Genomic DNA, 24,664 nt, shown 5'->3' with positions numbered 1-24,664 from the left:
CGACGTAGATGAGGTCGGACATGGGCTCCACCACGGTGGTTCGGAGGTGGCCGCAGCCCCGGCCCGGCGGGCTCGGCGCGGCACCGGCGGCGGGCCGGCGATGCCAGCCAACCGCGTTCACGGGCCGTTACCGCCGCTCTTGACGGCCTCCATACGCCGCCCGTTCGATTGTTGACGGGCTCCATACGGGGGTCGCCGGGGGCCGGTGAGAACGTCCGCGTGGGGGTCGTGGCCGGCTCGGGCACGGCGAGAGCCCCGGGCGGGTTGCCCGGGGCTCTCGGTGCCGGCGGTCCGTGGGCGCCCTCGGTGGTTCGGCCTCCGGCGGTCGTCACCCCGGGCGGTCGCCGACCCGGGCGGTCGGCGGCCCGGGCGGTCGCCGGCTCGGGCGGTCGTAGCCCCGGGCGGTCGGCGGCCCGAAGACGTTCGTCGCCCCGGGCGGTCGTCGCGCCCGCGACTCGCCCCCTCAGGCGTTCTCGGGGGCCGGGAGCTTCTCGTACTCCGACCGCGCCTTCGGCTCACCGCGCCGGACCGCACCGGGTGCCCGGCCGGCGGGGTGGTGCGCCCGGCTGGAGGAGCTGAGCTGCCACGGCACGCTGATCACCATCACCCCCGCGGTGAACAGCAGCCGGCTCTTCAGCCAGAGCGCCGACTGGTTGTGCAGCAGGTGCTCCCACCAGTGCCCGACCACGTACTCGGGGATGAAGACGGCCACCGCCTCCCGCGGGCTGCTCCGCCGGTACTCCCGCACGTACTGCAGCACGGGCTTGGTGATCTCCCGGTAGGGCGACTCCAGCACCCTGAGCGGCACCTGGACGTCCAGTTCCTCCCACTGCCGCTCCAGTTCGGCGGTGGCGTCCTTCTCCACCGCGACCGTCAGCGCCTCCAGCGAGTCCGGCCGGAACGCCTCCGCGTAGCCGAGCGCCCTCAGCGTGGGCTTGTGCAGCTTCGACACCAGCACGATCCCGTGCACCCGGGACGGCCGCACCGACTCCGCGTCCGGGTCGTCCACCGCCAGCTCCGCGGCCACGCCGTCGTAGTGCCGGCGGATGCCGCGCATCATCACCCAGAGCACGGCCGCGGCGACCACGGCCAGCCAGGCGCCCTGGGTGAACTTCGTCAGCAGCACGATCACCAGCACCAGCGCGGTGGTCACCGCACCGAAGGCGTTGATCACCCGCGACCGCTGCGCCGAGCCGCGCACGGCCGGGTCGGTCTCGGTGCCGAGGACGCGGTTCCAGTGCTTCACCATCCCGATCTGGGAGAGCGTGAAGGAGGTGAAGACGCCCAGGATGTAGAGGTGGATCAGACTGGTGACGTCCGCGTCGTACAGCCAGAGCAACCCGCCGGCCACCACCGCGAGCGCGATGATGCCGTTGGAGAAGGCGAGGCGGTCGCCACGGGTGTGCATCTGCCGGGGCAGGTAGCGGTGCTCGGCCAGGATCGAGGCCAGCAGCGGGAACCCGTTGAACGCGGTGTTGGCCGCCAGGATCAGCACCAGCGCGGTGACGGCCTGGATGAAGTAGAAGAGGACGCTCTGGTCCCCGCCGAAGATCGCGGCCGCCAGCTGGGCGATCACGGTCTGCTGCGGCGCCGTGTGGCAGTCCCCGGCGAAGCCGGTCAGCTGGCAGGCGTCGTCGGTGATGTGCACCTTCGCCATCAGGGCCAGCGCGGTGATGCCGACGAACATGACCACGGCCGTGGTGCCCATCACGACCATCGTGGCGGCGGCGTTCTTCGACTTGGGCGCGCGGAACGCCGGCACACCGTTGGAGATCGCCTCCACCCCGGTCAGTGCCGTGCAGCCGGAGGCGAACGCCCGCAGGCCGAGCATCAGCAGGCCCAGACCGGCCAGGGTGTCCTTGCCGTCCACCGGCAGCACCCCGTACGCGGCGCTGGCCGCCACCGGGGTCTCTCCGAAGACCGCCTTGATCAGACCGGTGACCACCATCAGCAGGATGCCGCCGATGAAGAGGTACGTCGGCGCCGCGAACGCCTTGCCCGACTCCCGGACTCCGCGCAGGTTCATCGCCGCGAGCAGGACCACGAAGCCGAGCGCCAGCTCGACCCGGTGGTCGGCCAGCGAGGGGAGCGCCGAGATGATGTTGTCGACACCGGAGGCCACCGACACCGCGACCGTCATCACGTAGTCGACCAGCAGCGAAGCGGCCACCACCAGGCCGGAGTTGGCGCCGAGGTTGCGGGACACCACCTCGTACGAGCCGCCGCCGCTCGGGTAAGCGTGCACGACCTGGCGGTAGGACATCACCACGACCGCCATCAGGGCGACCACGCCGGCCGCGACCCACGGGGTCAGGTAAAGGAACGCGGTACCACCGACGGTGAGCACCAGCAGGATCTCCTGGGTCGCGTAGGCGACCGAGGAGAGCGGGTCGGAAGCGAAGATCGGCAGCGCCAGCCGCTTGGGGAGCAGCGTCTCGCCCAGCTCCTCGCTGCGCATGGCTCTGCCGATCACTAGGCGCTTGAGCGCCTGGGGCACGTTGAACACATGGGCGAGCGTAAGCGCGCCGAACGGGCGCGCAATCGGCCGTCGCGGAGCGTCCGGAACGCCCGGCACGCCCAACGGGCGGGGTGTTCCCGCAGGTCGGAGCCGCTAAGGGCGGAATGTGCCGGGCCGCGCGGCGGCGTTTCGAGGGCATCAAGGAGGGCCGTTAAGACATCGTCAAGATATGACGATCAGACCTGACGTTTGCCTCTTATCGGTCGATATCGGACAGCACTACATCCGCATCCGGAGCCGGCAGACCACCGCGTCGGTGTGGCGGCGCAGGGCCCGGTCGATGACGGCGCCGCGCCGGTTCTGCAGCGCCCGCCGCCAGGGCCGGACCGGTTCGACCTCGGGGATCAGGACGGTGAGGCGGTCGTAGGCGTGCTCGGCGGCGAGGGCGCTGACGAAGCCGGCGATCGGCGGGCCGAGGCGGCGGTGCGCGTCCGCGATCTCCACCAGCGGCACGCCCGGCCGCCAGAGCTCCCAGTCCCGGCGCAGTGCCTCGGTGGCGGCGGTGTCGTGGGCGACGGTGACGGCGATCACCTCGTCACCGAGCGAGAGGGCGGCGGAGAGGCCGTCCCGGGTGAGGCGGGTGATCGCGGTGACGGGGACGACGACGAGGCTGCGCTGCGGGGTGAGGGGGCCGGGGATGCGGCCGAGTTCGAGGCGTTCGCCGATGCGGGCGTAGGCGCGGTGGACGGCCTCGAAGAGCAGGACGAGCAGGGGCAGGGCCAGGCAGATGCCCCAGGCGCCCTCGGTGAACCTGGTGCCGGTGACGACGAGGGCGGCGACGCCGGTGAGCAGGGCGCCGAAGCCGTTGAGCCCGGCCTTCGCCCGCCAGCGGGCCGGCCTCTCGCGCGACCAGTGGCGGACCATGCCGACCTGGCAGATGGTGAAGCCGACGAACACCCCGATCGCGAACAGCGGGACGAGGCTGTTGACGTCGCCGCCCGAGCCGACCAGCAGCACCGCCGACACCGTCGCGAGGAAGAGCACGCCGTGCCGGTGGACCTGGCGGTCGGCGCGCAACGCGAAGACGTGCGGGAGGTGGTTGTCGCGGGCGAGCAGGTGGAGCAGGACGGGCAGACCGCCGAAGGAGGTGTTGGCGGCGAGCCCGAGCAGGACCACGGTGGCGAACTGCACCAGGTAGAAGCCGGCGCCGTGTCCGAGGGAGGCGTCCGCGAGTTGGGCGAGCACCGTGACGCCCTCGACCGGTTGCAGGTGGAAGCGGCCGATCAGCACGGCCAGTCCGATCAACATGACGCCGAGCAGTGCGCCGAGCGCGACCTCGGTGCGCTGCGCGCGCTTCACGCCGGGCGTGCGGAAGGACGGGACGGCGTTCGCCACCGCCTCCACGCCGGTCAGCGCCGAGCAGCCCGCCGCGAAGGCCTTGAGCAGCAGCAGCGCACCAACGGTGGTGGCGCTGTCCGCCAGCACGGACGGGTGCCCGGCGGCGGCCGCGGTGCTCGCCGGCGCGTCCCGGAACAGGCCGACCACGACGATCGCCAGGACGGAGAGCACGAACACGGCCGTCGGCGCCAGGAACCACCGCGCCGACTCCGCGATCCCCCGCAGGTTGACCGCGGTGACCAGCGCCAGCACGCCCAGGCACAGCCACACCCGCTCGCCGTACAGCCCCGGCACCGCCGAGGTCAGCGCCGCCACCCCGGCCGTCACCGAGACCGCCACGTTCAGCACGTAGTCGATCACCAGCGAGGCCGCCGCCGTCAGTGCCGTGCGCCGCCCCAGATGTGCCTTGGCCACCGCGTACGAGCCGCCGCCGTCCGGGAACGCCGCGATCACCTGCCGGTACGAGGCCACCAGCACCGCCAGCAGCACCGCGATCGCCACCGTGACGGGAAGCGTGAACCCGAGCCCGTACCCGCCGGCCGCGGCCAGCACCAGCACGACCGACTCCGGCCCGTACGCCACCGACGCCATCGCGTCCAACGACAGGGCAGCCAGCCCACCCAGCACGGAGAGCCGGTGGCGCTCGTCCGGGGCCCCGGGCGCCGCCCGGCCGGTATCGGGCGGCGCGGACTCGGCGGTGAGCGCCGGAGTGACGGGGCTGGACATCGGACGGAACCTCCGCGGTCGGGTAGTGCTCCCGATCCTGCGGGCCGGTCCTGCTCCGCATCATCCGCCCCTACGGGTTCCTGACGCCTCGGCAGGCACTCTTGACGCGCCCTTGACGGCCCCTCGCCAGGCACCCTGAGAGCGTGCGCGAGCTCAGGCGGGGGACGCGCGAGGGGCGGGCGGACCGGTGTCCCGGCGGGCGCCGGTTGGGAAGACGATCAGCTCATACGGAGGACTCCGGCGCACCTCGGCACGTCCGGAACGTCTCAGCGGAAAGGCCGAACGGCCCGACCGCCCCTGAGGACACTGTGCTGCTTCATCCATGTAATTGCAAGTGATATGCAATAAGAGCCGCCTCCAGCCCACCCCGACCTCATCCCCGATCATGCGCTACTCTCCGCGCATGTCCGACCACTCTCCGCCCCTGCTCCTGATCGACCTGGACCACACCCTGGTCGAGCGCGACGGCACCGCGGACGCCTGGACTCCGGCCTTCTGCGCCACCCACGGCCTCCCCGCCGAAGCCGCCCCCGCCGTCTTCGACCTCTTCCTCGCCGACCGCTCGCCCGTCGGCTTCGCACGGATCGCCGCCGCCTACGGCCTCCCCCACTCCGGCGAGACCCTCTGGGAGGAGCACGTCGCCCAGGAGGCCGCCCGCACCCACCTGATCCCCGGCGTCCCGGCAGCCCTCGCCGCCCTCCGCGAGGCCGGCTGGGTCATCGCCGTCGTCACCAACGGCTGCACCGACATCCAGCGCGCCAAACTCGCCCGCACCGGCCTGCTCCCGGCCGTCGACGCCGTCTGCGTCTCCGAGGAGGCCGGCGCTCGCAAGCCCGCCCCCGAGATCTTCCACCTCGCCGCCGCCCGCCTCGGCCGCACCCTCACCCCCGACGCCTGGATGGTCGGCAACAACCCCGCCACCGACCTCCGGGGCGCCCACGCCGTCGGCCTGCGCTCCATCTGGATCACCCCCGCCCCGGCCCCGCCGCTCCCCCCGTCACACCCCGCCCCTACTTACACCGCCCCCGACACCCCCGCCGCCACCACCCTCCTCCTGGCCACCCCCTGACCCCCAAAACAGAACCGGCCCCGAACAGCGTCTCCGCTGTTCGGGGCCGGTCTGGTAATCCAGTGGCTGGTGCAGGGTTCGAACCTGCGTAGCTTGCGCGACAGATTTACAGTCTGCTCCCTTTGGCCGCTCGGGCAACCAGCCAGGATCGGTGTCTCGCGGGGCTTCCCCCGCTCGACTCCGTAAACGATACCTGATGCCAGGGGGTGGTTCGCCACTCGGTTGGTCACGTGATGATCAAGGCGCGCGGGGCGCTCGCCGCAGGCGGGGGCGGGGTGGCGCTGGATAGGCTGGGGCGGCGGTCGTCCGGTGGGGCGGGCCGTGCCAGTGAAGCCACAGCATCAAGGAGACCAACACCCATGGCCGACTCCAGTTTCGACATCGTCTCGAAGGTCGAGTGGCAGGAGGTCGACAACGCGATCAACCAGACCTCCCGCGAGATCGCCACCCGCTTCGACTTCAAGAACGTCGGCGCCGAGATCAGCCGCTCCGGCGAAACGATCGAGATGAAGGCCAGCGGCGAGGAGCGCGTGAAGGCCGTGCTGGACGTGCTGCAGAGCAAGTTCATCAAGCGCGGGCTGTCGCTGAAGGCGCTGGACGCCAAGGAGCCGCAGCTGTCCGGCAAGGAGTACAAGATCTTCGCGAACGTGAAGGAGGGCATCTCCCAGGACGATGCCAAGAAGGTCGCGAAGATCATCCGCGATGAGGGCCCCAAGGGCGTGAAGGCCCAGGTCCAGGGCGACGAGCTGCGGGTCAGCTCGAAGAGCCGCGACGACCTGCAGGCCGTGCAGGCGCTCCTCAAGGGCAAGGACCTGGACTTCGCGATCCAGTTCGTCAACTACCGCTAGCAAACCCCGCTGACCTGCGGGAACGCTAGCTTTTCGGCCCGGGAGGGCACAACGCTGAAGATGGCGCCAATCGCTACCCTCCAACCCTCTCGGGCCGAGCCGGGACAACCAGGCTCATCCCGCTCCCGTCTACCCGCCGCAGCCAAATGGCCGTGTCAGAGCTGGCCGCTACGATCCCAGGACGGCAACGGCAGGCACGGTTGATGCCCCCGTTGCGGGGAACCACATCCGGCCTGGGGGGTCGATGGCAACGGGAACCGTGCTTTGGTTCAACGAGGAGAAGGGTTACGGCTTCATCCGCGTTGACGCCGGAGCTGACGTCTTCGTCCACTACAGCGCGATCAGTGGCGCGCCCAACGCAGACGGCTATCGCACCCTCGCCGAAGGGCAGCGCGTCTCGTTCGGGGTCTCCCGAGGGCAGAAGGGACCCCAGGCGGACATGGTCGCGCCGTTGGACGAACACCAAGGTGACAACACCGATCAGTCGCCTCAGCCGATCGCCGGCGAGGAGACGCTGGGCATAGAGCTGCGAGACGGGCGGATCCGTTTGGTTGCGGTGCAACCCGACGGACGGGTCCGGTTCGTCGATGCGCCCCGCGAGCAGCACAGTCTCCTGTACGTCGCATCGCTTGAAGCAACCAGTTGGAAAGCCCTGGTGGACGAGCTGGAGAGCCTGATGAACTCTCCCCAGGTCGCCGAGCGTGATCTGCAGAAATTCTTCGAGCAGAACCCAGAGTTCATCTGCGGTGACACCTACGAGGAAGCGCGGCCTCACATAGTCCTCAAGCGCGATGGAGAGGGACCCTTGATCCCCGACTTTGCCCTGAAGCCAATCAACACCAGTGCCCTGTGCGACCTGCTGGAGATCAAGCTCCCCAAAGCCCGGCTTCTGACAGTACAGAAGAACCGGGTCCGCATCTCGTCGGCGATCATGGAGGCTTGTGCTCAACTCCGGGAGTACCAGTCCTACTTCAATAGCCTGGACAACCGCCGGTCAGTCGAGAGAGCTTACGGCCTGCAGTTCTTCCGCCCGCGGATGATGGTCTTGATCGGCAAGCGAAGCGACTACGCGCCGACCAGCCTTCGAGATGCCGAACTCGATGTGCCCGGCCTCTCGATCATCACGTACGACGACATCCTTGAACGGGGGCGGGCACGACTACGGCGCGTGCGCGGTTAACGCTCGTCGCCGCCCACGTAGTACGCCTATCAACCGCTAACTCTTCCGTTCAGTCGAGCTAATCGAGGGCACCGCACTGAAGACAGCCTCGATCGCAGCCCTCGTCGTGTCCTCCTCGTCCGGCCACAGGGCGTGTAGGTATTGAGCGTGATCGACGGCTTGGCGTGGCCGAGCCGCTTCTGCACCGTCTTCACGCTCTCGCGGTGCTTGATCAGCACCGAGGCATAGAAGTGCCGGAGGTCGTGCATCGTGGCGTCGTCCGGCACCTGGCGGAGCGTCGGCTCCGCGTCGGCCGGCCGGCCACGGCGCTCCCAACTCTTGAGCGCGCCCTCGTACTGCTTCCGCAGGGCGTTGTCGGCAACCCGCACGAGGGTCTCCCACACCGACGCCCAGGCCGCACGGCGGATCGCCTCACCGCGCTCGTTGGTGAAGACGAGCAGCGCCTTCCGCCGCTTCCACTTGGAGGGGCGCGGGTCGGTGCGGTCCTCGATATCGACCCGGCGAGCCGGGTACTTCTCCAGATGCGCCGCCAGCGCGTCCATCGCGGGCTTGGCCACCGGGACCATCCGGTAGCTCTCGTGGGTCTTGGGCGGCGCAAGGTACGGCTCGCCCCGATCAGGGCCGACGACTTGTTGCTTCACCTGGACCGTGCCGCGCTTGAAGTCGATGTGCTCCAGCTCGAGTCCGAAACAGCTCGCCCTGACGCAGTCCCGAGGCCGCCGCCAGTAGCAGCAGCACCCGGTACCAGCCGGGAGCAGCGTCGACCAGGGCAGCCACGACCTCGACGGCGAGCGGGACGATCTCCTTGCGCGGCGGGGGTGGCAGCTTCACCCCCTTCGTCGGGTTGAACGGGATCTGGCGGTCGAGCTCCGCTACGCGAAGGATCGCGGTCACGTAGCTGTAGTGCACCCGCAGGGTCGACGGCGCCAGGATCTTCGAGCGGTCCTTGACCCACGCCTGGATCTCCGAGGTCTTGAAGCCCGCGATGGCCCCGTGGCCGAGGATCGGGTAGATGTGCAGGCGAAGCGCCCGATCGACGCGCTCTACGGTGCTCGACCCGTGGACGGCGCTCGCGCGCCGGCGACGCCGGGTTGCAGCGGCGAGGCGAGGACCGAGCGGTGCCCGATCAGAACCCAGAGTCCCAGCGCGGCACGCGGCGGTCGCCAGCAGCCGCGAAGACAACGCTGAGGAGAGGGTCGATCTGGATGCGAAACGTGCCGGTGTCCTCATCACCCATGACCATCAGGTCCCGGCCCGCAAGCAGCTGCCGCGTCTTGTGCGGGTCGGTCACCGAGACATGCAGCTGAGCGACCGGCTGAGCCGGTGTCGCAGACGCCTCACGGTCTTGGGCAAGAACGAGCTGACCGTACGACACCCAGGTAGGCCCGTAGTGGTCCGGGTCGAGGCCAAAGAAATCCTTGAGTGTGCGGCGTACGTGCTCAGCGTCAGCGACGGGCAGGTAGGCCCCTTGTAGCAGGGCTCCGCTGCTCGGTTTAGGGGCACGCGGGCGCGGTTGTTCGACCCGGGTAGCAGCAGGACTTGGCTCGACGTCGAACAGCGGGATCTGACGTGAATCGGGCCGGCGCAGGTAGAGGGTCTGTCCGTCCTGGGTCACCGCTTCTAGCCACCGGCTGGCGTTGTCACCCGTGGCCGGGCTCACTTGGGCGTTGCGGCGGTCGGGCAGTTGAAGCACGTGTGGACCGCCCACCACATCGGAGATCTGCTCGGTAAATACGGTTCGAGCCCGGTGGGCCTGCTCATACGTCGGAGTCTTCATCCGGGCCTTCTCTGGCCCGGTTAGGAGCCCTTCGGCCAGGTTGATCAGCAAGGTGCGATCCTGGACGGAGCGACCGTAACCCCCAAGCCATTCGGTGCCGAGCGCCGCACCGAGCAAGGCTCCGGTCATGGAGGCCAGAGTGTCGGTGTCAGCTCCCTCAAGGTGAGCGGCGGTGGCAAGGCCACGGTCCGGGCTGGAGGCCGAACGTGCAGCAAGGTAGGCGGCTGCCACCGCGCACAAGGTCCCTGACCCACGTGCGTCCGTGGAGGTGAGGCCCTGCCGGGTGAGGAACACGGTCGGGGCGCTGATCGCACCCTCCCTCAACTCCCTTTGTGCGGCGGCTAGGAGCTGCTCGACCTCGGCGGCGACCCCCAGCCATGCCTGATCGAACCGGTCGTCGAAGTGGCCACCAGCTCGGTGTTGCCACGCGTCCGGCAGGGCTCGCCAGAACGGCTGCTGCCACTGCTTTGCATCGTCCAGCAGGGTGTCGACCAGCCATCCATACGGCAGTGGCGCAGGTTCGCGCAGACTGACCCACAGCGCGTAGGCCTGCACCAACGCGCCGAGCAGCGCCCGCGGGTGGCCGTGAGTGGTGGCCGCGTCCCGGACCACGTCGGTGGCGAGCTCGTCGAACCGCAGGTCCTGATGGTGGACTAGAACGTGCGGGGCGATCCGCATCGCGGCGCCGTTCGCGCCGGTGGCAAAGTACCGGGCCACCGCCGAAGACGGGGCTTCCCAGGGAGCGCGGCCGCGCGCCCAGGCACGGCAGGCAGCCTTTACGCTGGCACCCGCGCCGCGCTCGTAGTCCAGTAGAAACGGCCACTCCACGCGCTCCAGCCAGGCCAGCCACTGCCTGCCGCCCATCAATCGTGCGCGCGCAACCGCAATGGTCATCTGGGTGTCGTCGCTGTAATCGCCAGCGCCAACCCTCTCAGGAATGCGCTGCTGGCGCGAGCCCGCGAACCGTTCCCAGGCAAAGAAGCCTCCCGAGCCGCCCGGAGCCCCGGTCAGCGGCCGGGTACGGTCACGGCGCTCGAAGGGCCAGCCCAGCGCGTCGCCGACCGCAGCGGCCAGCAGCGTGCCAGTCGCGCGATCGCGCCAGGGGTGAAGGGCGGGCGATGCAGTCACGAGGGTCACTCTGCCAGAGTCGTTCACGGGTTGACGGGACGCTCGGCAGGACGCCGCCCGGCCCGCACCACGTTGCTGAGCTGATACTTGTCGAACATTACGGGGCTCACCAGAATCGGCGGAAGGAGCTTGCCGGTGCCTAGGTGAACGGTCAATCGGTACCGCTCCAGCTCGGCCTGCTCTTCAGACTGAACGATCACCGCTGTGATGGCGGTCGCGGATACCGGCCCAGGGATCAGCACCTCGGCTTGGTCGTCGGTCGGGGCCCAAGCCGGGTGGCCGGGCCCGCGCCGGCGGACTGCGTTGCCGGTCACCTCCGGCGCGAACATGGCCTCGAACGCGGCCATGCCCTGGGCGACACCCGCGCCGCCCCGGCGGGCAGCGTTGTAGGGGCAGAAACCGGCCCCCGACAGGTCCAGGAGCCGGGGATCCAGCGCGAGGACCACCCACTCCTTGAAATGCGGATCTTGAGCCCGGGCTCGGTCCAGGTACCAGGTGTTGGGATATTCGATGCTGCAGTTGATGTGGTGCAGGTAGCCGTCGAGGCGCTGCTGGTCGGTGGGCCGGAACCCGTCGCGGCTCTCCCGCAGCTCCGCCGCGCCGCGCAACTCGCCCGTGGCCAGGATATGGCCCAGGCCCACGGCCTTGGTGAAGTGGCAGAGCCGCGTGATGCCGCGCTGCTTCGCCCGTTCCCAGATCTCCGTCATGAAGCAAGCCTATGGAAGAGGTCTGACACCGCGTCGGGCATCAGAGGAGTGAGCGGGCCGGAACGCAGGATGACCAGCTCGCTTCGGGCGCGGGTGACTGCCACGTACAGCTGCCGTGCTTCCCGCGCCATCGCCTCCTCCAGGCCGTGGGCCGCGACCTCGCTCGGCTTGGGCAGCTCCTCCGCATCGCACAGTGGCAGGATTACTGAGTCGAACTCCAGACCTTTCGCGGCAGAGTAGGTGCCGTAGAAAACGCCGGGCCCCTGCGGCCACGACTGGAGTTCGCGGTGGATGCGGTAGTGCTGGTGCCGGGGATCCAGGTACCGCTTGAGTGTCGTCTCCTGGTCGCGGGTGCGCATCAACACAGCAACCCGCCGGTCTGCGGCCAGACCGTTGGCGTAGGCGGCAGCCAGGCGCAGCTGCTCCGCCTTCGAGACCGCCGTCACAATCGTGGGAGGCGGCCCGTCGGCGGTCGGCGTCCGCGGCGCGACCAGGTCGACCTCGTCGCGGAAGTGAGACATCTCAGACATCGCCTGTGCCAGGCGAGCGATCTGACGGCTGTTTCGGTAGTTCTGCTCGAACTCGACCGTGTTTGATACCGACAGCCCCAGCGATCTCCAAGACATGCGGCTGCCGTAGATCTGCTGCGCATAGTCGCCGAAGAACGTCAGCGACCCGTCCTGGGGGATCGCCGCAGCCAACGAGCGAATCATCTCCGGGGTGAAGTCCTGACCCTCGTCGATCACGATGTGCCGGTAGCGGCGTGCCCGCGCGTCGGTCTTCAGGTGTTCCAGCACATGGCTGGCCACGTCGTCCCAGTCCATGCTCAGGCCGGAGGTGGCGCGCAGCTCGAGATACCGGCGGTACACCTGGTACACCACAGCCCGGTCGGCCGGGGCCAGAGGCGTGCCACGGCCAATGCGCGGCACTCCATTGAGGTAGATATCCTCGGCGGTCACCCCGTGGCCGGCCATCCAGTGCAACTCGTCCAAGAAGAAGGCCAGCGGCCGGCTGGCCACCGCCCGCTGCGTGGTCGCCCGCACCTCAGTCAGTGCCTTCTCGACCAGCGCCTCCTTGATCTTGCAAACATAGACCGGGCGGCCAGTCACCGAGCTCAGGTAGCCCAGCGCGAACTTGTGGTAGCTCTCCACGGTTAGACGTGGGGCGCGGGCGCCGACCGATCTCAGGTACGTCACCAGTGCCCGGTTGAAGGTGAGCAGGAGCGTCGGCCCGCCAATTCCGGGCGCTCCGGCCAGGTACCTGGCCCGATGCACCGCCATTGTCGTCTTGCCGCTGCCCGCTGTGCCCAGCACCACCAGATGCCCCTGCGCAGTCAGGTAGACGACCTCGCGCTGCTGTCCGTGCGGCTCCGGAAGATCAACCCCCACCATGGGGAGCAGTATGTCGTGAGTGCGAACAGATTGTTGGATGTTCTCGCGCATTGCACGCACCGAACGTTCCGATAATTGTGCGGGCAGAGACATTTGCCGCCTCCAACGAGGGACCTGCGCGGTGCCCCGACCGCCGATCACCGGCGCGAAGACCGCATTCGGCGGTGCAGCCGCGTGAGCCAGCCGCCAGGAGCTTCTGCCAAGGTGTCGCTTCCACCGTGCGACCCCTGGTTCACACGTTGGGTCAGGGCAGTTGACCCAGCCACTGCACGTACGCCGAACGATGAGAGGGAAGCCGGGGAGGGCCGGGGCGGTTCAGGCGAGGGCCGCCCAGCGGGCCGTGCTGCGGTGGGCCGGGAGGCCGACGGCCTCGAACTCGTCGACGTCACGGGTCCCGTCGGCCCGGGCGGACTCCACACGGGCGCCGAGGTGGCGCAGGGCGCGGGAGATCGGGCTGCCCTCGGGCGGGAAGGGCGCGAACTCGGCGCTGGTGAGAGGGCCGAGGGCGAGACGGCCGTCGGCCCAGACGGCGGCGCGCTGGGTGCCGCTGCCGCCGAAGAAGCAGGCCTCGACGCAGGCGATCGGGCCGGCCTTGGACCAGGCGGCGAGCCGCCGCCCGGACCCGTCCGGGAGCCAGTCGAACCCGGCCGTTTCCCCCGACGCGCCTTCGCCGCCGCCGACTTGGTAGCCGAGTGCGGCCAGGAACGCGGGGGTGGCCGGGATCAGGGCCAGCCCCTGCGACAGCGGGGCGAGACGGGCGACCGGCACCTCGGCGGCGGCCACCGCTAGCAGCTCCGCCGAGCCGATCAGCGCCTGAAGTTCGTATGGCATTCAGTCATCCTGAACCACGGCACTGACAGTCCGCCCGCGATTTACGAATCCGTGCCTCGACGGGAATCGGCCCGAGAGCGGCGCTCCGGCCGGACGCCGTGGAGCAGGGCGAGCACGGTGACGTCCACGGCGTCCTCCGGCTCGTTCCCTGGGCGCTTCTGCGTCTCGGCGAACAGCAGGTCGAAGGCTCGGCGAGGCCGGCTCCGGAGCCGGACCGGGGTCCGGCCGAGCCGTCCTCCGGGTGCTCAGGTCGAGCCGGCCGCAGCCGGCGCCCGCGGCCGGCCGGACGCTGCGCCGCCCTCCTGGCCGGGCGAGCGGTGACCGGCCCGACACCCACCCGGTCCGGCACTACGCCGCCCCGGTCCGGGCGTGATAGGGCATCAGTGACGGCCGCCGGCCCCGGCGTCCGGCGGCGCGCGGTGGGATCCGTCGTGCGCCGCCGGTCCGGGGTGCCGGGCGTCCGAGGCCAGTGCCCACCGCAAGACGCTGCCGATCCAGGAAGGCGGGAGACACCCGTGCCACGACCGTTCACCACCGAGGACTACGCCGCCCGGATGGCCCGGGCCACCGCCGACGCCACCGCCGCCGGGCTCACCGGCCTGGTCGTCGCCCCGGGCCCCGACCTGGTCCACCTCTGCGGCTACCAGCCCACCGCGATCACCGAGCGGCTGACCGCGCTCGTCCTCACCGCCGGGCGCGAGCCCGCCCTGGTCGTCCCCAGGCTGGAGCGCCCGGACGCCGAGAAGGCCCCCGGCGCCCCCGCCGTCCGGCTGGTCGACTGGACCGACGGCGAGGACCCGTACGCCGCCGCCGTCCCGCTGCTCGAACCCGGCGGCCGGTACGGCGTCTCCGACAACGCCTGGGCCATGCACCTGCTCGGCTTCCAGGCAGCCCTCGCCGGCACGCGCTGGACCTCGCTCACCGAGTCCCTGCCGATGCTGCGCGCCGTCAAGGACGGCGACGAGCTGGAGCGCCTGGCCGCGGCCGGCGCCGCCGCCGACGCCGCGTACCGGGGAATCCTGGAGGTCCGGTTCGCCGGTCGCCGGGAGACCGACGTGGCCGCCGACCTCAGCGCGCTGCTCATCCGCCACGGGCACAGCCAGGTCGACTTCACCGTGGTCGGCTCCGGCCCCAACGGCGCCAACCCGCACCACGAGGCCGGCGACCGGGTCATCGAGCCCGGCGACACCGTGGTGCTGGACTTCGGCGGCCTCAAGGACGGCTACGGCTCGGACACCACGCGCACGGTGCACGTCGGAGCGGACGTGCCGGACGAGGTCCGGAAGGTCCACGACGTCGTCCGGCGGGCGCAGCAGACCGCGTTCGAGGCCGTCCGGCCCGGCGTGAGCTGCCAGGAGATCGACCGCACCGCCCGCCGGGTGATCACCGAGGCCGGCTACGGCGAGTACTTCATCCACCGCACCGGTCACGGCATCGGCATCACCACCCATGAACCCCCGTACCTGGTCGAGGGCGAGGAGCGGCCGCTCGTCCCGGGCATGTGCTTCTCGATCGAGCCCGGCATCTACCTCCCGGGGCGGTTCGGGGTGCGGATCGAGGACATCGTGACGGTGACCGGGGACGGCGGGCGCCGGCTCAACAACACCCCGCACGAACTGGGCATCGTCGCGTAGACCGCGCGCCGGCCGGCGTGACCGCGCAGCCGCGGCGTCACCGCCCACAGGTCGGCGTCAGCGCCCGCAGGTCGGCGTCAGCGCCCGCAGGTCGGCGTCACCGCGGCCCGGCCGCCCCCACCCGGCCCGCGGTTACGCCGACCGGCGGCTTTCTGAGGCTTTGCTGGGCGGCAGGCCGTTCGCGTAGAGAGTCCTCAAAGAATGCCTTGCTAGCTTCGACCGGCATGACCAAACTGCTCCGCCCGGCGCCGCTCCCACCCGAGCGAGCCGGGCGGCTGCGTCCGGTGAACCGGCCCCTGCCGGGTGCGCCTGCCGGCGCCCTGTCCCGGCTCCGGCTGCTGGCGTGGCCGCTCTACCTCCTCGCACTGCTCTGGTACCTGCGCGCGTACGGGCTGCCGTACGCCAACGACGTGGTGTTCTGCTGGCTCATCGCCGCGTTGCTGGCCGCCGCCGTGCACAGCGGTCACGGGCCGCGCGGCTTCCTGCTCGTCCTGCGTGACTGGGTCCCCGTGATGGCCGCCGTCTGGGCGTACTCGCTGCTGCGCGGCTACGGCGCGCACACTCCCTGGGCACCGCACTGGCGGCCGCAGCTGCGCGCCGACGAACTGCTCGGTTTCGGCGAGACCTGGACCGTCCGGCTCCAGTACGGGCTCTACACCCCCGGCTCGCCGCGCTGGTACGACTACGCGGCGGTCACCGTCTACCTGTCGCACTTCTTCGTGGTCTTCGTGGTGCTGGCCGTGCTCTGGCGGCGGCGCCACGACCGGTTCCGCCGGCTGCTCACCTCCTACCTCGCCCTCACCTTCGCCGGCTTCGCGACGTACCTGCTGTACCCCGCCGACCCGCCGTGGCTCACCGCCCAGGAGGGGAACATGCCGGCGCTCACGCGGGTGGTGTCGGACGTCCTCACCCAGAGCGGGCTGCCTCGGGCCGGCTCGATCTTCGAGAACGGCAGCCGGTTCGCCAACGACGTCGCCGCGATGCCCTCGCTGCACTCCGCCTACCCGGCGATGCTGCTCTTCTTCTTCTGGCCGACGGCGACGCGCCGGGTGCGGGTGCTGCTGGTCGCCTACCCGCTCGCGATGGCGTTCACCCTGGTCTACGGGGCCGAGCACTTCATCGTCGACATCTTCGCGGGCTGGGCCTACGCGGCGGCCGTCGTGTACGGGCTGCGGTGGCTCCGGGAGCGGCGCCACGCCCGGCTGCGGGCCGCCGGCCGCGGGGCCCCGGCCGGATCCGGTGCCCTGGACGAAGCCGGCGCCCTGGCCGGATCCGGTGCCCGGACGGCCCCCGGCACCCCGGCGGCGGGCGCGGGCCGGGCAGACTGGACGGGTGACCGACAAGCCCGCGAAGCACGCCGAGTCCCCGCATCCGACGAAGTCGGCGAAGGCCGCGCCCACGGGGCCGGCCCGGTCGGCGAGGTCCACGACGCCGGCGGGGTCCACGACGCCGGCGAGGTCCGCGACGCCGGCGAGGTCCGCGACGCCGGCGGTGGTGAAGCCGACGGCCGAGCAGCTGCTGGCCGCCCGTGACACCACCATCCCGGAGGTCGTCGCGCCCGGCCTGCGGGTGCTCTTCTGCGGCATCAACCCCGGACTCTGGTCCGGCGCCACCGGTCACCACTTCGCCCGCCCCGGGAACCGGTTCTGGCCCGCGCTGCACCGCTCCGGCTTCACCCCCCGCCAGCTGCGCCCGGACGAGCAGCGCGAGCTGCTGGCCCTCGGCCTCGGCATCACCAACGTCGCTCCGCGTGCCACCGCCAAGGCCGACGAACTGACGGCCGACGAACTGCGCGAGGGCGGCGCCGCGCTGACCGAACGGGTGCTGCGGCTGCGTCCGCGCGTCCTGGCCGTCCTGGGCATCGGCGCCTACCGCACGGCGTTCGGGCGGCGGACGGCCGCGATCGGACGCCAGCCGGAGGGCATCGGGTCGACGGAGGTCTGGGTCCTGCCCAACCCGAGCGGCCTCAACGCGCACTACACCTTGGACGGGTTGGCGGCCGAGTTCCGCCGGCTGCGGGAGGCTGTGGAGCAGCCGGCTGCGGAGGAGTAGCGGCTGAGTGGTGGCGGCGTGGTGGGTGGCGGCGTGGTGGGCGGCGGCGTGGTGGGCGGCGGCGCGGCGGCGCAGCAGCCTGCGCGCCACCTCCGGTCGACCGCCGTGCCGACCGCTCACGCGCGGCCCCGGCGGCGGCCCGGGCCCGGCGGCGAGGCCGGCCGTCGACAGGCCGTCGGCCGGCCGCGGCCTCAGGCCGCCGACAGGCCCTCCGGAAGGGTCGCCGAGCGCAGTTCGCGGATCAGCGCCCGGACGGCCGCCGTGCCCGCGAGCTCCGGTGTGGTCACGTACCCGACGTACCGGCTGGGCGGCTGCGGGCCGAGGTCGGTGACGGCCAGGCCGGCCGGGGCGCCGAGCAGGGCGGTCCGCGGCATGATGGCCATCCCCAGCCCCTGCGAGACCAGCGAGAGGGCCACCGTGTCGTCCTCGACGTCGATGGTGGCGGGCGGGATCCAGTCCTGACGGTCCCACCAACTGCGCGTGTAGGAGCCGCAGTTCTCGTCCCAGTCGACCAGCGGCAGCCCGCGTGGCGCGGGGTGGCCGTCCGGGTGCGCCAGGGCGTAGGACTCCTCGAAGAGGCGGACCGCGACCAGTCCGGGGACGGCCGGCGGGCCGCCCGCGTCCAGGGTGGCGAGGCCGAGGTCGGCGCGACCGTCCGCGACCTCGCCGGCGGTGCCCCGCCCGACCTCGCGGACGATCCTGACCTGCGCGGTCAGCTTCGGGTGACGGGCCGCCAGCGCGGCCAGTACCGGCGGCAGCAGGTGGGCGGCGACACTGCGGAAGGCCGCGATGCGCAGCGTGCCGGAGACCTCCCCGGCGCCGCCGGCCGCGGCGGCCGCGCGCACCTCCGGCCCCATCGCCTCCAGCAGCCGCAGGACCCGCCGGGCGTACGCGACGGCCCGCGCGCCTGCCTCGGTGGGGCGTGCGCCGTGGCGCCCGCGGTCGAAGAGCACCGCGCCGAGCTTCCGCTCGCAGCCGCGGACGGCGTGCGAGACGGCGGACTGGGTGGTGGCCAGGCGCGCGGCCGCGGCCGTGAAACCCTGTTCCTCCTCGACGGCGACCAGGATGCGCAGTTCCTGCGGGGCGAGATCGGGGACGGCGGCGGCCCGCGCGAGGTCGGTCATGCCTCGAATCTAGAGGCCGCCCGCGCGTGCCCCGACTCCGGCCCATCGAAGCTGTTCATGGAAGCGGCTCTTCCATCGACGCGCACCCCTGCCCGGCCGGCCCCCGCCCTCCCTACGGTGATCACGTTCGCCCGGCCGGCCCGGCGCCGCGCCCCGCAACGGCAGCACCCGCTCGCACCCGCTCGCACCCCCACCGCACCCGCACCCCCACCCGCACCCACCCGGAGTCACCGCCATGTCGCGCCCCACCGCCCTCGTCGTCCACCAGGTCTCCCGCCCGGTCGGCGCGCCCACCGCAGCCGACTTCGCCTTCCTGGAGGAGCCCGTCCCGGCACTCGCCGAGGGTCAGGCCCTGGTCGAGAACGTCTACCAGTCCGTCGACCCGTACATGCGCGAGGAGATGGACGAGGGCGGCTGGGCGCTGCACGCCCCGCTGGAGGGCCGGACGCTCGGCCGGGTGGTGGAGTCCCGCGGTTCGGCCCTGCCGCTCGGGGCGCTGGTCTTCCACCGCAAGGCCTGGCGCACCCACTCCGTGGTCGGTCCCGGGGAGGCGACCGTACTGCCCGACTTCGCAGGCGTCCCGCTCAGCGCCCACCTGAGCGTCCTCGGCGGTACCGGCCTCTCCGCCTGGGTCGGCCTGACCCGGATCGCCCGTCTCCAGCCCGGCGAGACGATCTTCATCTCGGCAGCGGCCGGCGGCGTGGGCTCCGCCGCCGGGCAGCTCGCGCGGCTGCTCGGCGCCGGCCGGATCGTCGGCAGCGCCGGCTCGGCCGCCAAGGTGGAGCACCTGACCGAGCGGCTGGGCTTCGACGCCGCCTTCGACTACCACGACGCTCCGATCGCCGACCGGCTCCGCGAGGCCGCCCCGGGCGGCCTCGACGTCTACCTCGACAACGTGGGCGGCGACCACCTCGAAGGCGCGATCGACGCCCTGCGCGACCGCGGGCGGATCGCCTGGTGCGGCGCCGTCGCCCAGTACAACCACCTCCAGGACCCGCCGGCCGCACCGCGCAACCTCTACGACGTGGTCGGCAAGAGCCTGCGGCTGGAGGGGTTCCTGGTCCGCGACCACCTGGACGCCCGACCGCAGCTGTACGACTTCCTCGTCCCCCACCTGCGCTCGGGTGCCGTCGTCCCGGACGAGACCGTCGTCCGCGGCTTCGAACACGTGGTGGACGCCTTCCTCGGCATGCTCCGCGGTGCCAACACCGGCAAGATGATCGTCCAGCTCGCCGAGGCGCCCTGACCGAGGTGCCGCCCCTTCTCGCCTAGCGCCTGCGGCCGGCCGGGTCGCCCTCCCCCGAACGAACGGTGACCAGGCCGGACTCGTACGCCGCGATGACCGCCTGGGCGCGGTCGCGCACGTCGAGCTTGCCGAAGAGGCTGGTGATGTAGTTCTTCACCGTGGAGAGGCTGATGTCCATGGCCCGGGCGATCGCGGCGTTGTCCAGGCCGGTGGCCATCAGCCGCCACACCTCCACCTCACGGGGCGTGAGCTCCCCCGCCGCGACGCCGGGCGGTGGCGGGGCGCCGAGCGGCGTCCGGACGTAGGCGGAGATCAGCCGGGTCAGCAGGCGCGGGGCGACCACCGCCTCCCCGGTGTGGACGGTGCGGATCGCCGCGGCGAGGTCCTCCGGCGAGGCGTCCTTGGGCAGGAACCCGTACGCGCCGGCGCGCAACGCCGCCACCACGTACTCGTCCATGTCGAAGGTGCTCAGGGCCAGGACCCGGCATCCGGGCAGCGTGCGGGCCAGCTCCTCGGTCGCGGCGACCCCGTCCAGGACGGGCATCCGGATGTCCATCACCACGACGTCGGGCTCCAGCCGCCGGGAGAGCGCGACGGCCTGCTCGCCGTCCTCCGCCTCGCCCACCACCTCGAAGGCGGGGTCCGGCGAGAGGATCAGTGACAGGCCGCGCCGGACCAGCGGCTGGTCGTCCGCGATGAGGACCCGGATGCCGGGGGTCACGGCCGTCACCGGTACACCGCCTCCCCGCGCAGCCCGCCGCCGACGTGCCCGGCCGTCGCCGCGTCCGCCTCCCCGCTCTGGACGGCCGCCTCGGCCGTCTCCTCCGGCGCCAGCGGCAGCTCGGCCACCACGGCGAAGCCGCCCTCCGGCCGCGGCCCCGCCCGCAGGGCGCCGCCGTGCAGGGCGACCCGCTCGCGCATGCCGATCAGGCCGTACCCGCCGCGCACCGGTTCGTGCCCCGCGTCCTGGGACGGCGCGCCCCGGCCGTCGTCGCGCACCTCGACGGTGATCCCGTCCGCGCGGTAGGTCAGCAGGACGGACGCGCTGGCCGGCCCCGCGTACTTGCGCGCGTTGGTCAGGCTCTCCTGGACGATCCGGAACACCGTCAGGCCGAGGGTCGGCGGCAGCGGCCGACGCGGCCCGCGCACGGTGAACGCGGTCGGCAGCCCGGCCCGGCGGGACTCGTCGACCAACCGGTCGAGGTCGTCCGCCCCGGGCTGGGGCGAGGCGGGGGCGGCGTCCGGTTCGTCACCGGCCCGCAGAACGTCCAGCAGCTGGCGCATCTCGCGCAGGGCCAGCCGCCCGGAGGACTCCAGGGTGACCAGGGCCTCCTGCACCACCTCCCGGTCGGCGAGGTTGGCCCGGGCGCCGCCGGCCATCAGCTGCATGGTGGTGATGTGGTGGGCCACGATGTCGTGCAACTCCCGGGCGATGCGGCGGCGCTCCTCGGCCACCGCGCGCTCGGCCAGCAGCCAGCGGTTGGCGTCCACCTCGCGCTGCCAGCGGGTGACCGCGAGGCCGCCGCCGGCCACGAGCGTGGCGGAGGCGACGGCCGCGACGCCCGATTCCACGGAGGGCACCGGGAAGTCGCTCTGGCTCAGCATCGTCACCAGCGCCGTCGCCGCGACGGCCGCTGCGGTGACCGGCCAGGCGCGGTTGCGGCCGACCGAGTACACCGCCACCGTCAGGACGGCCCCGAAGTGGATGCCCATCGGGGTCGACAGGTCGATCGCGCACTGGAGCACCAGGACGACGGCGAGCGTCCGCAGCGGGTGGCGGCGCCGGGCGAGCAGCGGCACGCCCGACAGCACGAGCAGGACGAAACCCGGCAGGCCGACGCCGCGGGTGCCCCCCACCTCGCCGACGAGCAGACGGGCGAGCAGGTCCAGCATGCCGGCTCCGACGGCCACCAGCGCGTCCGCCTGGGTCCACGGCAGGCCGTCCCCGCGCTCGCGCGGCACCTCGCCCACGGCCTCCCCGGGGCGTTGACGCCCGTTCATTCCCGTCCTCCCGGCTGAGCAGCGTTGACGCCCCATTCTGGCACCGGCCCGCCCGGCCCCGGATGGTCCCTGCGGGCGAGGACGGGCGGGCGGACCAGGAGCACGGTCCCCGGTTCCGGCCCGCCGGGGGAGCGGGGGCCCCGCCCTGGATCGTCCGCTGCCCGGACGCCGGGCACCCCCTTCGCCTGATGGTCTGTAACCCTGCCGGGAACCCCCGGCGACCCGACCGACGTTCGCGTCCATCAGCCGGAGGGCACAGTGATCCGCGCACTGACCGGATTCTCCACCAGACACGCCTGGAAGGTCATAGCCCTCTGGGCGGTGCTGGGACTGGCACTGAGTGCGCTGAGCCCGACACTGCTCGGCCGGGTCACCCAGTCCCAGACCGGTGACTTCCTGCCGAAGAGCTACGACTCGGCCGCAGCCCTGCGGATCGCCGAGGATCAGTTCGGGGTCGAGCCCGACGCCACCACGGTCACGGTGCTGGTCGCCCGCGGCGACGGCAAGGCACTCACCGACGGCGACCGGCGGCGGATCGAGGCCGAGGCGGCGGAGCTCGGCAAGCGCCGGGTCACCATGCCGAGGGAGAAGGACGAGCCGGCGTTCCTCAAGCCCGACCGCTCGCAGACCCCCCGGATCGCCCCGGCGACGACGGCGCCCGACCGGAGCTTCGAGCTGCTCTCCGTCGAACTGACCGGCAGCGCCGTGGACGAGGGCGTCCAGGAGGTCTACCGGACCTTCCGGGACTCAGCCCGCGCGCAGTTCGCCGCCGCCGGGATGCGCACCGGGTTCACCGGCGCACTGGCCGAGGCCGCCGACAGCGCGGACGACAACCGGGTCGCCACGCTGATCGGCAGCAGCCTGGTCACCGGGCTGATCGTCCTGCTCAACGTGCTGGTGTTCCGCAGCGTGCTCGCTGCCGTGCTGCCGCTGCTCGCGGTCGCCATGATCGGCGGAGTGGCCGCCGGAGCGGTGGCCGGCGCCGCGACGCTCACCGGCCTGCGGCTGGACGTCTCCACCCCCGGTCTTATCTCCGTGGTACTGCTCGGCATCGGCGTCGACTACCTGCTGTTCCTGCTCTTCCGGTTCCGCGAGCACCTGCGCGCCCGGCCCGACCAGCCCGCCCGGGAGGCGGCCGCCGAGGTGTCCGGCCGGGTCGGCACCGCGATCACCTCGGCCGCACTGACCATCGTGGCCGCCTTCGCCACCCTGGGCGTGGCGAGCTTCGGGCAGTTCCGCTCGCTCGGCCCGGCGATCGCCGTCGCCGTCCTGATCATGCTGCTGGGCAGTCTCACCCTGATGCCGGCCCTGCTCGCCGCCTGCGGCCGCAAGATGTTCTGGCCGTCCCGCAGCCTGGACCGGCAGCCGCGGGCGGGCGCGGCCGCCCGCTACGGCGCCCTGGTCGCCCGTCGTCCGATGGTCCTGCTGCTCGGCTCCGTCGCGCTGCTCGGCGCCCTCGCCGCCGGGATGACCGGGATCCGGATGGACTACGGCCAGGGCGGCGACTCCGGGACGGCGGCCGCGGCCACCGCCAAGGAGATCGCCCGTGCCCTGCCGGCCGGCGTGTCCGACCCGACCACCGTCTACGTCACCGCGAACGACGGCGGCACCCTCGACGCCGCCCGGCTCGACGGCCTGTCCCGCGCCCTCGCCAGGACCGAGGGCGTCGGCCAGGTCGGGGCCACCGCCCTGAACGAGAACCGCCGCGCCGCCCGGATCGACCTCTTCCTCACCGCCGACCCGCAGAGCGCACGGGCCCGCGACCTGGCCTCCGGACCCGTCCGCGCCGCCGTCGCCGCCCACACGCCCGCCGGGACGAGCGCCCACGTCGGCGGCACGGCGGCGGTCTTCGCCGACATCTCCGTCGCCGTGGACGAGGACCTGGCGGTCGTCTTCCCGGTCGCCGCCGCCCTCATCGCCCTGATCCTGCTGCTCCTGCTGCGCAGCCTGCTCGCCCCGGTGGTGCTGATGCTCGCCGTCGGGCTCGGCTTCGCCGCCACCCTGGGCGCCGCCACCCTGCTGTTCCAGCACGTGCTGGACGAGCCGGGCGTCAGCTTCACCCTGCCCCTGGTGCTGTTCCTGTTCGTCGTCGCACTGGGCACCGACTACAACATCCTCATCACCGACCGGATCCGCGAGGAGATGCACCACCCCGGCCCGGCCCGCGCCGCCGTGGCCCGCGCCGTCCGCCACACCACGCCCGCCGTCGCCACCGCCGGCCTGGTCCTGGCCGGCTCCTTCGCCACCCTCGCCACCACCCCCGGCAGCGCACAGATCGCCTTCGCGCTGACGCTCGGCATCCTCCTCTCCGCCGTCGTCCTCTCGCTCGCCCTGGTCCCGGCCCTGGCCACCCTGCTGGGCCGCGCCCTCTGGTGGCCCCTGCGCCCCACCCGCCACCACCCCACCGCCCCCACTACTCCCACCGCCCCCGCTACCCCCACCGCCCCGTCTCCGACGCGCGCCCTCATCCCCTGACCGGTCCGGGCGGCCAGTGGACGCCGGACCCTCACCGCTCCGCCGTCGGCTGACGCTGAGCGGCCCCGAACAGAGCGAACGCTGATGGCCGACGAGGATCTCCGCCCTCGTCGGCCATCAGCGCTCGTGACGGCTAGTAGGTGCCCCATCTCTCGTCGGTGGAGACGACCTCGCGTCCGAGCGGCATCAGGGAGATCGGGATCATCTTGAGGTTGGCCCATCCGAACGGGATCCCGATGATCGACAGGAACAGCGGGATGCTGGTCGCGATGTGCGCCAGCGCCAGCCACCAGCCGGCGAAGACCAGCCAGACCACATTGCCGACGCAGGACGGCGCCCCCGCGTCCGCCCGCTCCACGGTCGTCCGCCCGAAGGGCCAGATCACGAAGCCGGCGATCCGGAAGGCCGCGATGCCGAACGGGATCGTGATGATGAGGATGAAGCAGACGATGCCCGCCACTGCGTAGGCGATCGCCATCCAGATGCCGCAGAAGATCAGCCAGATCGCGTTCAGGACGAATTCGAGCACCTTCATGGCGAGCACCCTCTCGCGGTGTACGGTCAGCTCCTCCCTCCGATCATCCCCGCCCGGGGGCGTGTCCACTCGGTGGGAGACCCG

General features: G+C 72.1%; 20 protein-coding genes, 1 tRNA gene and 1 pseudogene. 9 read left to right on the top strand and 13 right to left on the bottom strand.

Annotated features, from left to right (window positions below; genetic code table 11):
- Nucleotides 1-463 precede the first annotated feature (463 nt).
- Entirely contained in the window at nucleotides 464-2,458 is a 1,995-nt protein-coding gene (locus tag MCM47_RS24155) for an APC family permease (RefSeq protein ID WP_238863821.1), read from the bottom strand.
- 279 nt (nucleotides 2,459-2,737) lie between these two features.
- Complete coding sequence (locus tag MCM47_RS24150; RefSeq protein ID WP_238863772.1) at nucleotides 2,738-4,582, bottom strand: APC family permease; 1,845 nt, start codon at nucleotides 4,580-4,582, stop codon at nucleotides 2,738-2,740.
- 403 nt (nucleotides 4,583-4,985) lie between these two features.
- On the opposite strand from MCM47_RS24150, the gene MCM47_RS24145 reads away from it, so the two are divergent.
- Nucleotides 4,986-5,651, top strand: a complete 666-nt coding sequence (locus MCM47_RS24145) for an HAD family hydrolase (RefSeq protein ID WP_238863771.1) — start codon at nucleotides 4,986-4,988, stop codon at nucleotides 5,649-5,651.
- A gap of 63 nt (nucleotides 5,652-5,714) precedes the next feature.
- On the opposite strand, the gene MCM47_RS24140 is transcribed toward MCM47_RS24145, so the two are convergent.
- Nucleotides 5,715-5,795, bottom strand: a tRNA-Tyr gene (locus tag MCM47_RS24140).
- Nucleotides 5,796-6,010: 215 nt separating this feature from the next.
- On the opposite strand from MCM47_RS24140, the gene MCM47_RS24135 reads away from it, so the two are divergent.
- The 3 genes and pseudogenes from MCM47_RS24135 (at nucleotide 6,011) to MCM47_RS24125 (ending at nucleotide 7,679) form a co-directional block, all read left to right on the top strand.
- Nucleotides 6,011-6,499: a YajQ family cyclic di-GMP-binding protein gene (locus MCM47_RS24135; protein ID WP_238863770.1), complete on the top strand. Its 489-nt coding sequence runs from the start codon at nucleotides 6,011-6,013 to the stop codon at nucleotides 6,497-6,499.
- 244 nt (nucleotides 6,500-6,743) lie between these two features.
- Nucleotides 6,744-6,944, top strand: a pseudogene (locus MCM47_RS24130) (cold-shock protein); the annotation flags it as partial.
- Nucleotides 6,939-7,679 (top strand): Shedu anti-phage system protein SduA domain-containing protein, encoded by a 741-nt coding sequence (locus tag MCM47_RS24125; RefSeq protein WP_308222429.1) that lies wholly within the window; start codon nucleotides 6,939-6,941, stop codon nucleotides 7,677-7,679. The pseudogene MCM47_RS24130 and the gene MCM47_RS24125, both read left to right, overlap by 6 nt.
- Nucleotides 7,680-7,708: 29 nt before the next feature.
- Here the strand turns inward: MCM47_RS24125 and MCM47_RS24120 are convergent, their stop codons facing one another.
- The 6 genes from MCM47_RS24120 to MCM47_RS24095 all read right to left on the bottom strand — a co-directional run bounded on the left by MCM47_RS24120 (nucleotide 7,709) and on the right by MCM47_RS24095 (nucleotide 13,513).
- Nucleotides 7,709-8,320, bottom strand: coding sequence for a tyrosine-type recombinase/integrase (locus MCM47_RS24120; RefSeq protein WP_238863769.1), 612 nt, complete (start codon nucleotides 8,318-8,320; stop codon nucleotides 7,709-7,711).
- Nucleotides 8,295-8,861: a hypothetical protein gene (locus tag MCM47_RS24115; RefSeq protein ID WP_238863768.1), complete on the bottom strand. Its 567-nt coding sequence runs from the start codon at nucleotides 8,859-8,861 to the stop codon at nucleotides 8,295-8,297. The genes MCM47_RS24120 and MCM47_RS24115 overlap by 26 nt, the downstream gene beginning before the upstream one ends.
- Nucleotides 8,806-10,593 (bottom strand): ADP-ribosylglycohydrolase family protein, encoded by a 1,788-nt coding sequence (locus MCM47_RS24110; RefSeq protein ID WP_238863767.1) that lies wholly within the window; start codon nucleotides 10,591-10,593, stop codon nucleotides 8,806-8,808. Before MCM47_RS24110 ends, MCM47_RS24115 begins: the two co-directional genes overlap by 56 nt.
- A 14-nt stretch (nucleotides 10,594-10,607) precedes the next feature.
- Nucleotides 10,608-11,291, bottom strand: a complete 684-nt coding sequence (locus MCM47_RS24105; protein WP_238863766.1) for a DarT ssDNA thymidine ADP-ribosyltransferase family protein — start codon at nucleotides 11,289-11,291, stop codon at nucleotides 10,608-10,610.
- On the bottom strand, nucleotides 11,288-12,733 hold the full coding sequence (locus MCM47_RS24100) for a 3'-5' exonuclease (protein ID WP_238863765.1): 1,446 nt from the start codon (nucleotides 12,731-12,733) through the stop codon (nucleotides 11,288-11,290). The genes MCM47_RS24105 and MCM47_RS24100 overlap by 4 nt, the downstream gene beginning before the upstream one ends.
- Before the next feature lie 264 nt (nucleotides 12,734-12,997).
- Nucleotides 12,998-13,513 carry a hypothetical protein gene (locus MCM47_RS24095; RefSeq protein ID WP_238863764.1) on the bottom strand — a complete coding sequence of 172 codons (516 nt, stop codon included), beginning with the start codon at nucleotides 13,511-13,513 and terminating at the stop codon, nucleotides 12,998-13,000.
- Between the two features lie 554 nt (nucleotides 13,514-14,067).
- On the opposite strand from MCM47_RS24095, the gene MCM47_RS24090 reads away from it, so the two are divergent.
- The 3 genes from MCM47_RS24090 to mug all read left to right on the top strand — a co-directional run bounded on the left by MCM47_RS24090 (nucleotide 14,068) and on the right by mug (nucleotide 17,199).
- Complete coding sequence (locus MCM47_RS24090; RefSeq protein ID WP_238863819.1) at nucleotides 14,068-15,147, top strand: aminopeptidase P family protein; 1,080 nt, start codon at nucleotides 14,068-14,070, stop codon at nucleotides 15,145-15,147.
- 224 nt (nucleotides 15,148-15,371) lie between these two features.
- Entirely contained in the window at nucleotides 15,372-16,679 is a 1,308-nt protein-coding gene (locus tag MCM47_RS24085) for a phosphatase PAP2 family protein (protein ID WP_238863763.1), read from the top strand.
- The gene (gene mug, locus MCM47_RS24080; RefSeq protein WP_374209192.1) at nucleotides 16,642-17,199 is read left to right on the top strand and encodes a G/U mismatch-specific DNA glycosylase; all 558 of its coding nucleotides are present in this window, start codon (nucleotides 16,642-16,644) and stop codon (nucleotides 17,197-17,199) included. Before MCM47_RS24085 ends, mug begins: the two co-directional genes overlap by 38 nt.
- Nucleotides 17,200-17,390: 191 nt before the next feature.
- Here mug and MCM47_RS24075 read toward each other — a convergent pair whose 3' ends face one another.
- The gene (locus MCM47_RS24075; RefSeq protein WP_238863761.1) at nucleotides 17,391-18,323 is read right to left on the bottom strand and encodes a LysR family transcriptional regulator; all 933 of its coding nucleotides are present in this window, start codon (nucleotides 18,321-18,323) and stop codon (nucleotides 17,391-17,393) included.
- Nucleotides 18,324-18,558: 235 nt separating this feature from the next.
- Between MCM47_RS24075 and MCM47_RS24070 the strand changes: the two genes are divergently transcribed.
- Nucleotides 18,559-19,569 (top strand): NADP-dependent oxidoreductase, encoded by a 1,011-nt coding sequence (locus MCM47_RS24070; RefSeq protein WP_238863760.1) that lies wholly within the window; start codon nucleotides 18,559-18,561, stop codon nucleotides 19,567-19,569.
- A gap of 22 nt (nucleotides 19,570-19,591) precedes the next feature.
- Here the strand turns inward: MCM47_RS24070 and MCM47_RS24065 are convergent, their stop codons facing one another.
- Nucleotides 19,592-20,290, bottom strand: a complete 699-nt coding sequence (locus MCM47_RS24065) for a response regulator transcription factor (protein ID WP_238863818.1) — start codon at nucleotides 20,288-20,290, stop codon at nucleotides 19,592-19,594.
- Nucleotides 20,291-20,295: 5 nt separating this feature from the next.
- On the bottom strand, nucleotides 20,296-21,570 hold the full coding sequence (locus MCM47_RS24060; protein ID WP_238863759.1) for a sensor histidine kinase: 1,275 nt from the start codon (nucleotides 21,568-21,570) through the stop codon (nucleotides 20,296-20,298).
- A gap of 258 nt (nucleotides 21,571-21,828) precedes the next feature.
- On the opposite strand from MCM47_RS24060, the gene MCM47_RS24055 reads away from it, so the two are divergent.
- Entirely contained in the window at nucleotides 21,829-24,045 is a 2,217-nt protein-coding gene (locus MCM47_RS24055; RefSeq protein WP_238863758.1) for an MMPL family transporter, read from the top strand.
- A 133-nt stretch (nucleotides 24,046-24,178) separates the two neighbouring features.
- Here MCM47_RS24055 and MCM47_RS24050 read toward each other — a convergent pair whose 3' ends face one another.
- Entirely contained in the window at nucleotides 24,179-24,580 is a 402-nt protein-coding gene (locus MCM47_RS24050) for a YccF domain-containing protein (RefSeq protein ID WP_238863757.1), read from the bottom strand.
- Nucleotides 24,581-24,664: the final 84 nt, after the last annotated feature.

The organism is Kitasatospora sp. A2-31 (genome assembly GCF_022288725.1).
Lineage (GTDB): Bacteria > Actinomycetota > Actinomycetes > Streptomycetales > Streptomycetaceae > Kitasatospora.
This window is presented reverse-complemented; position numbering and strand designations above follow the sequence as displayed.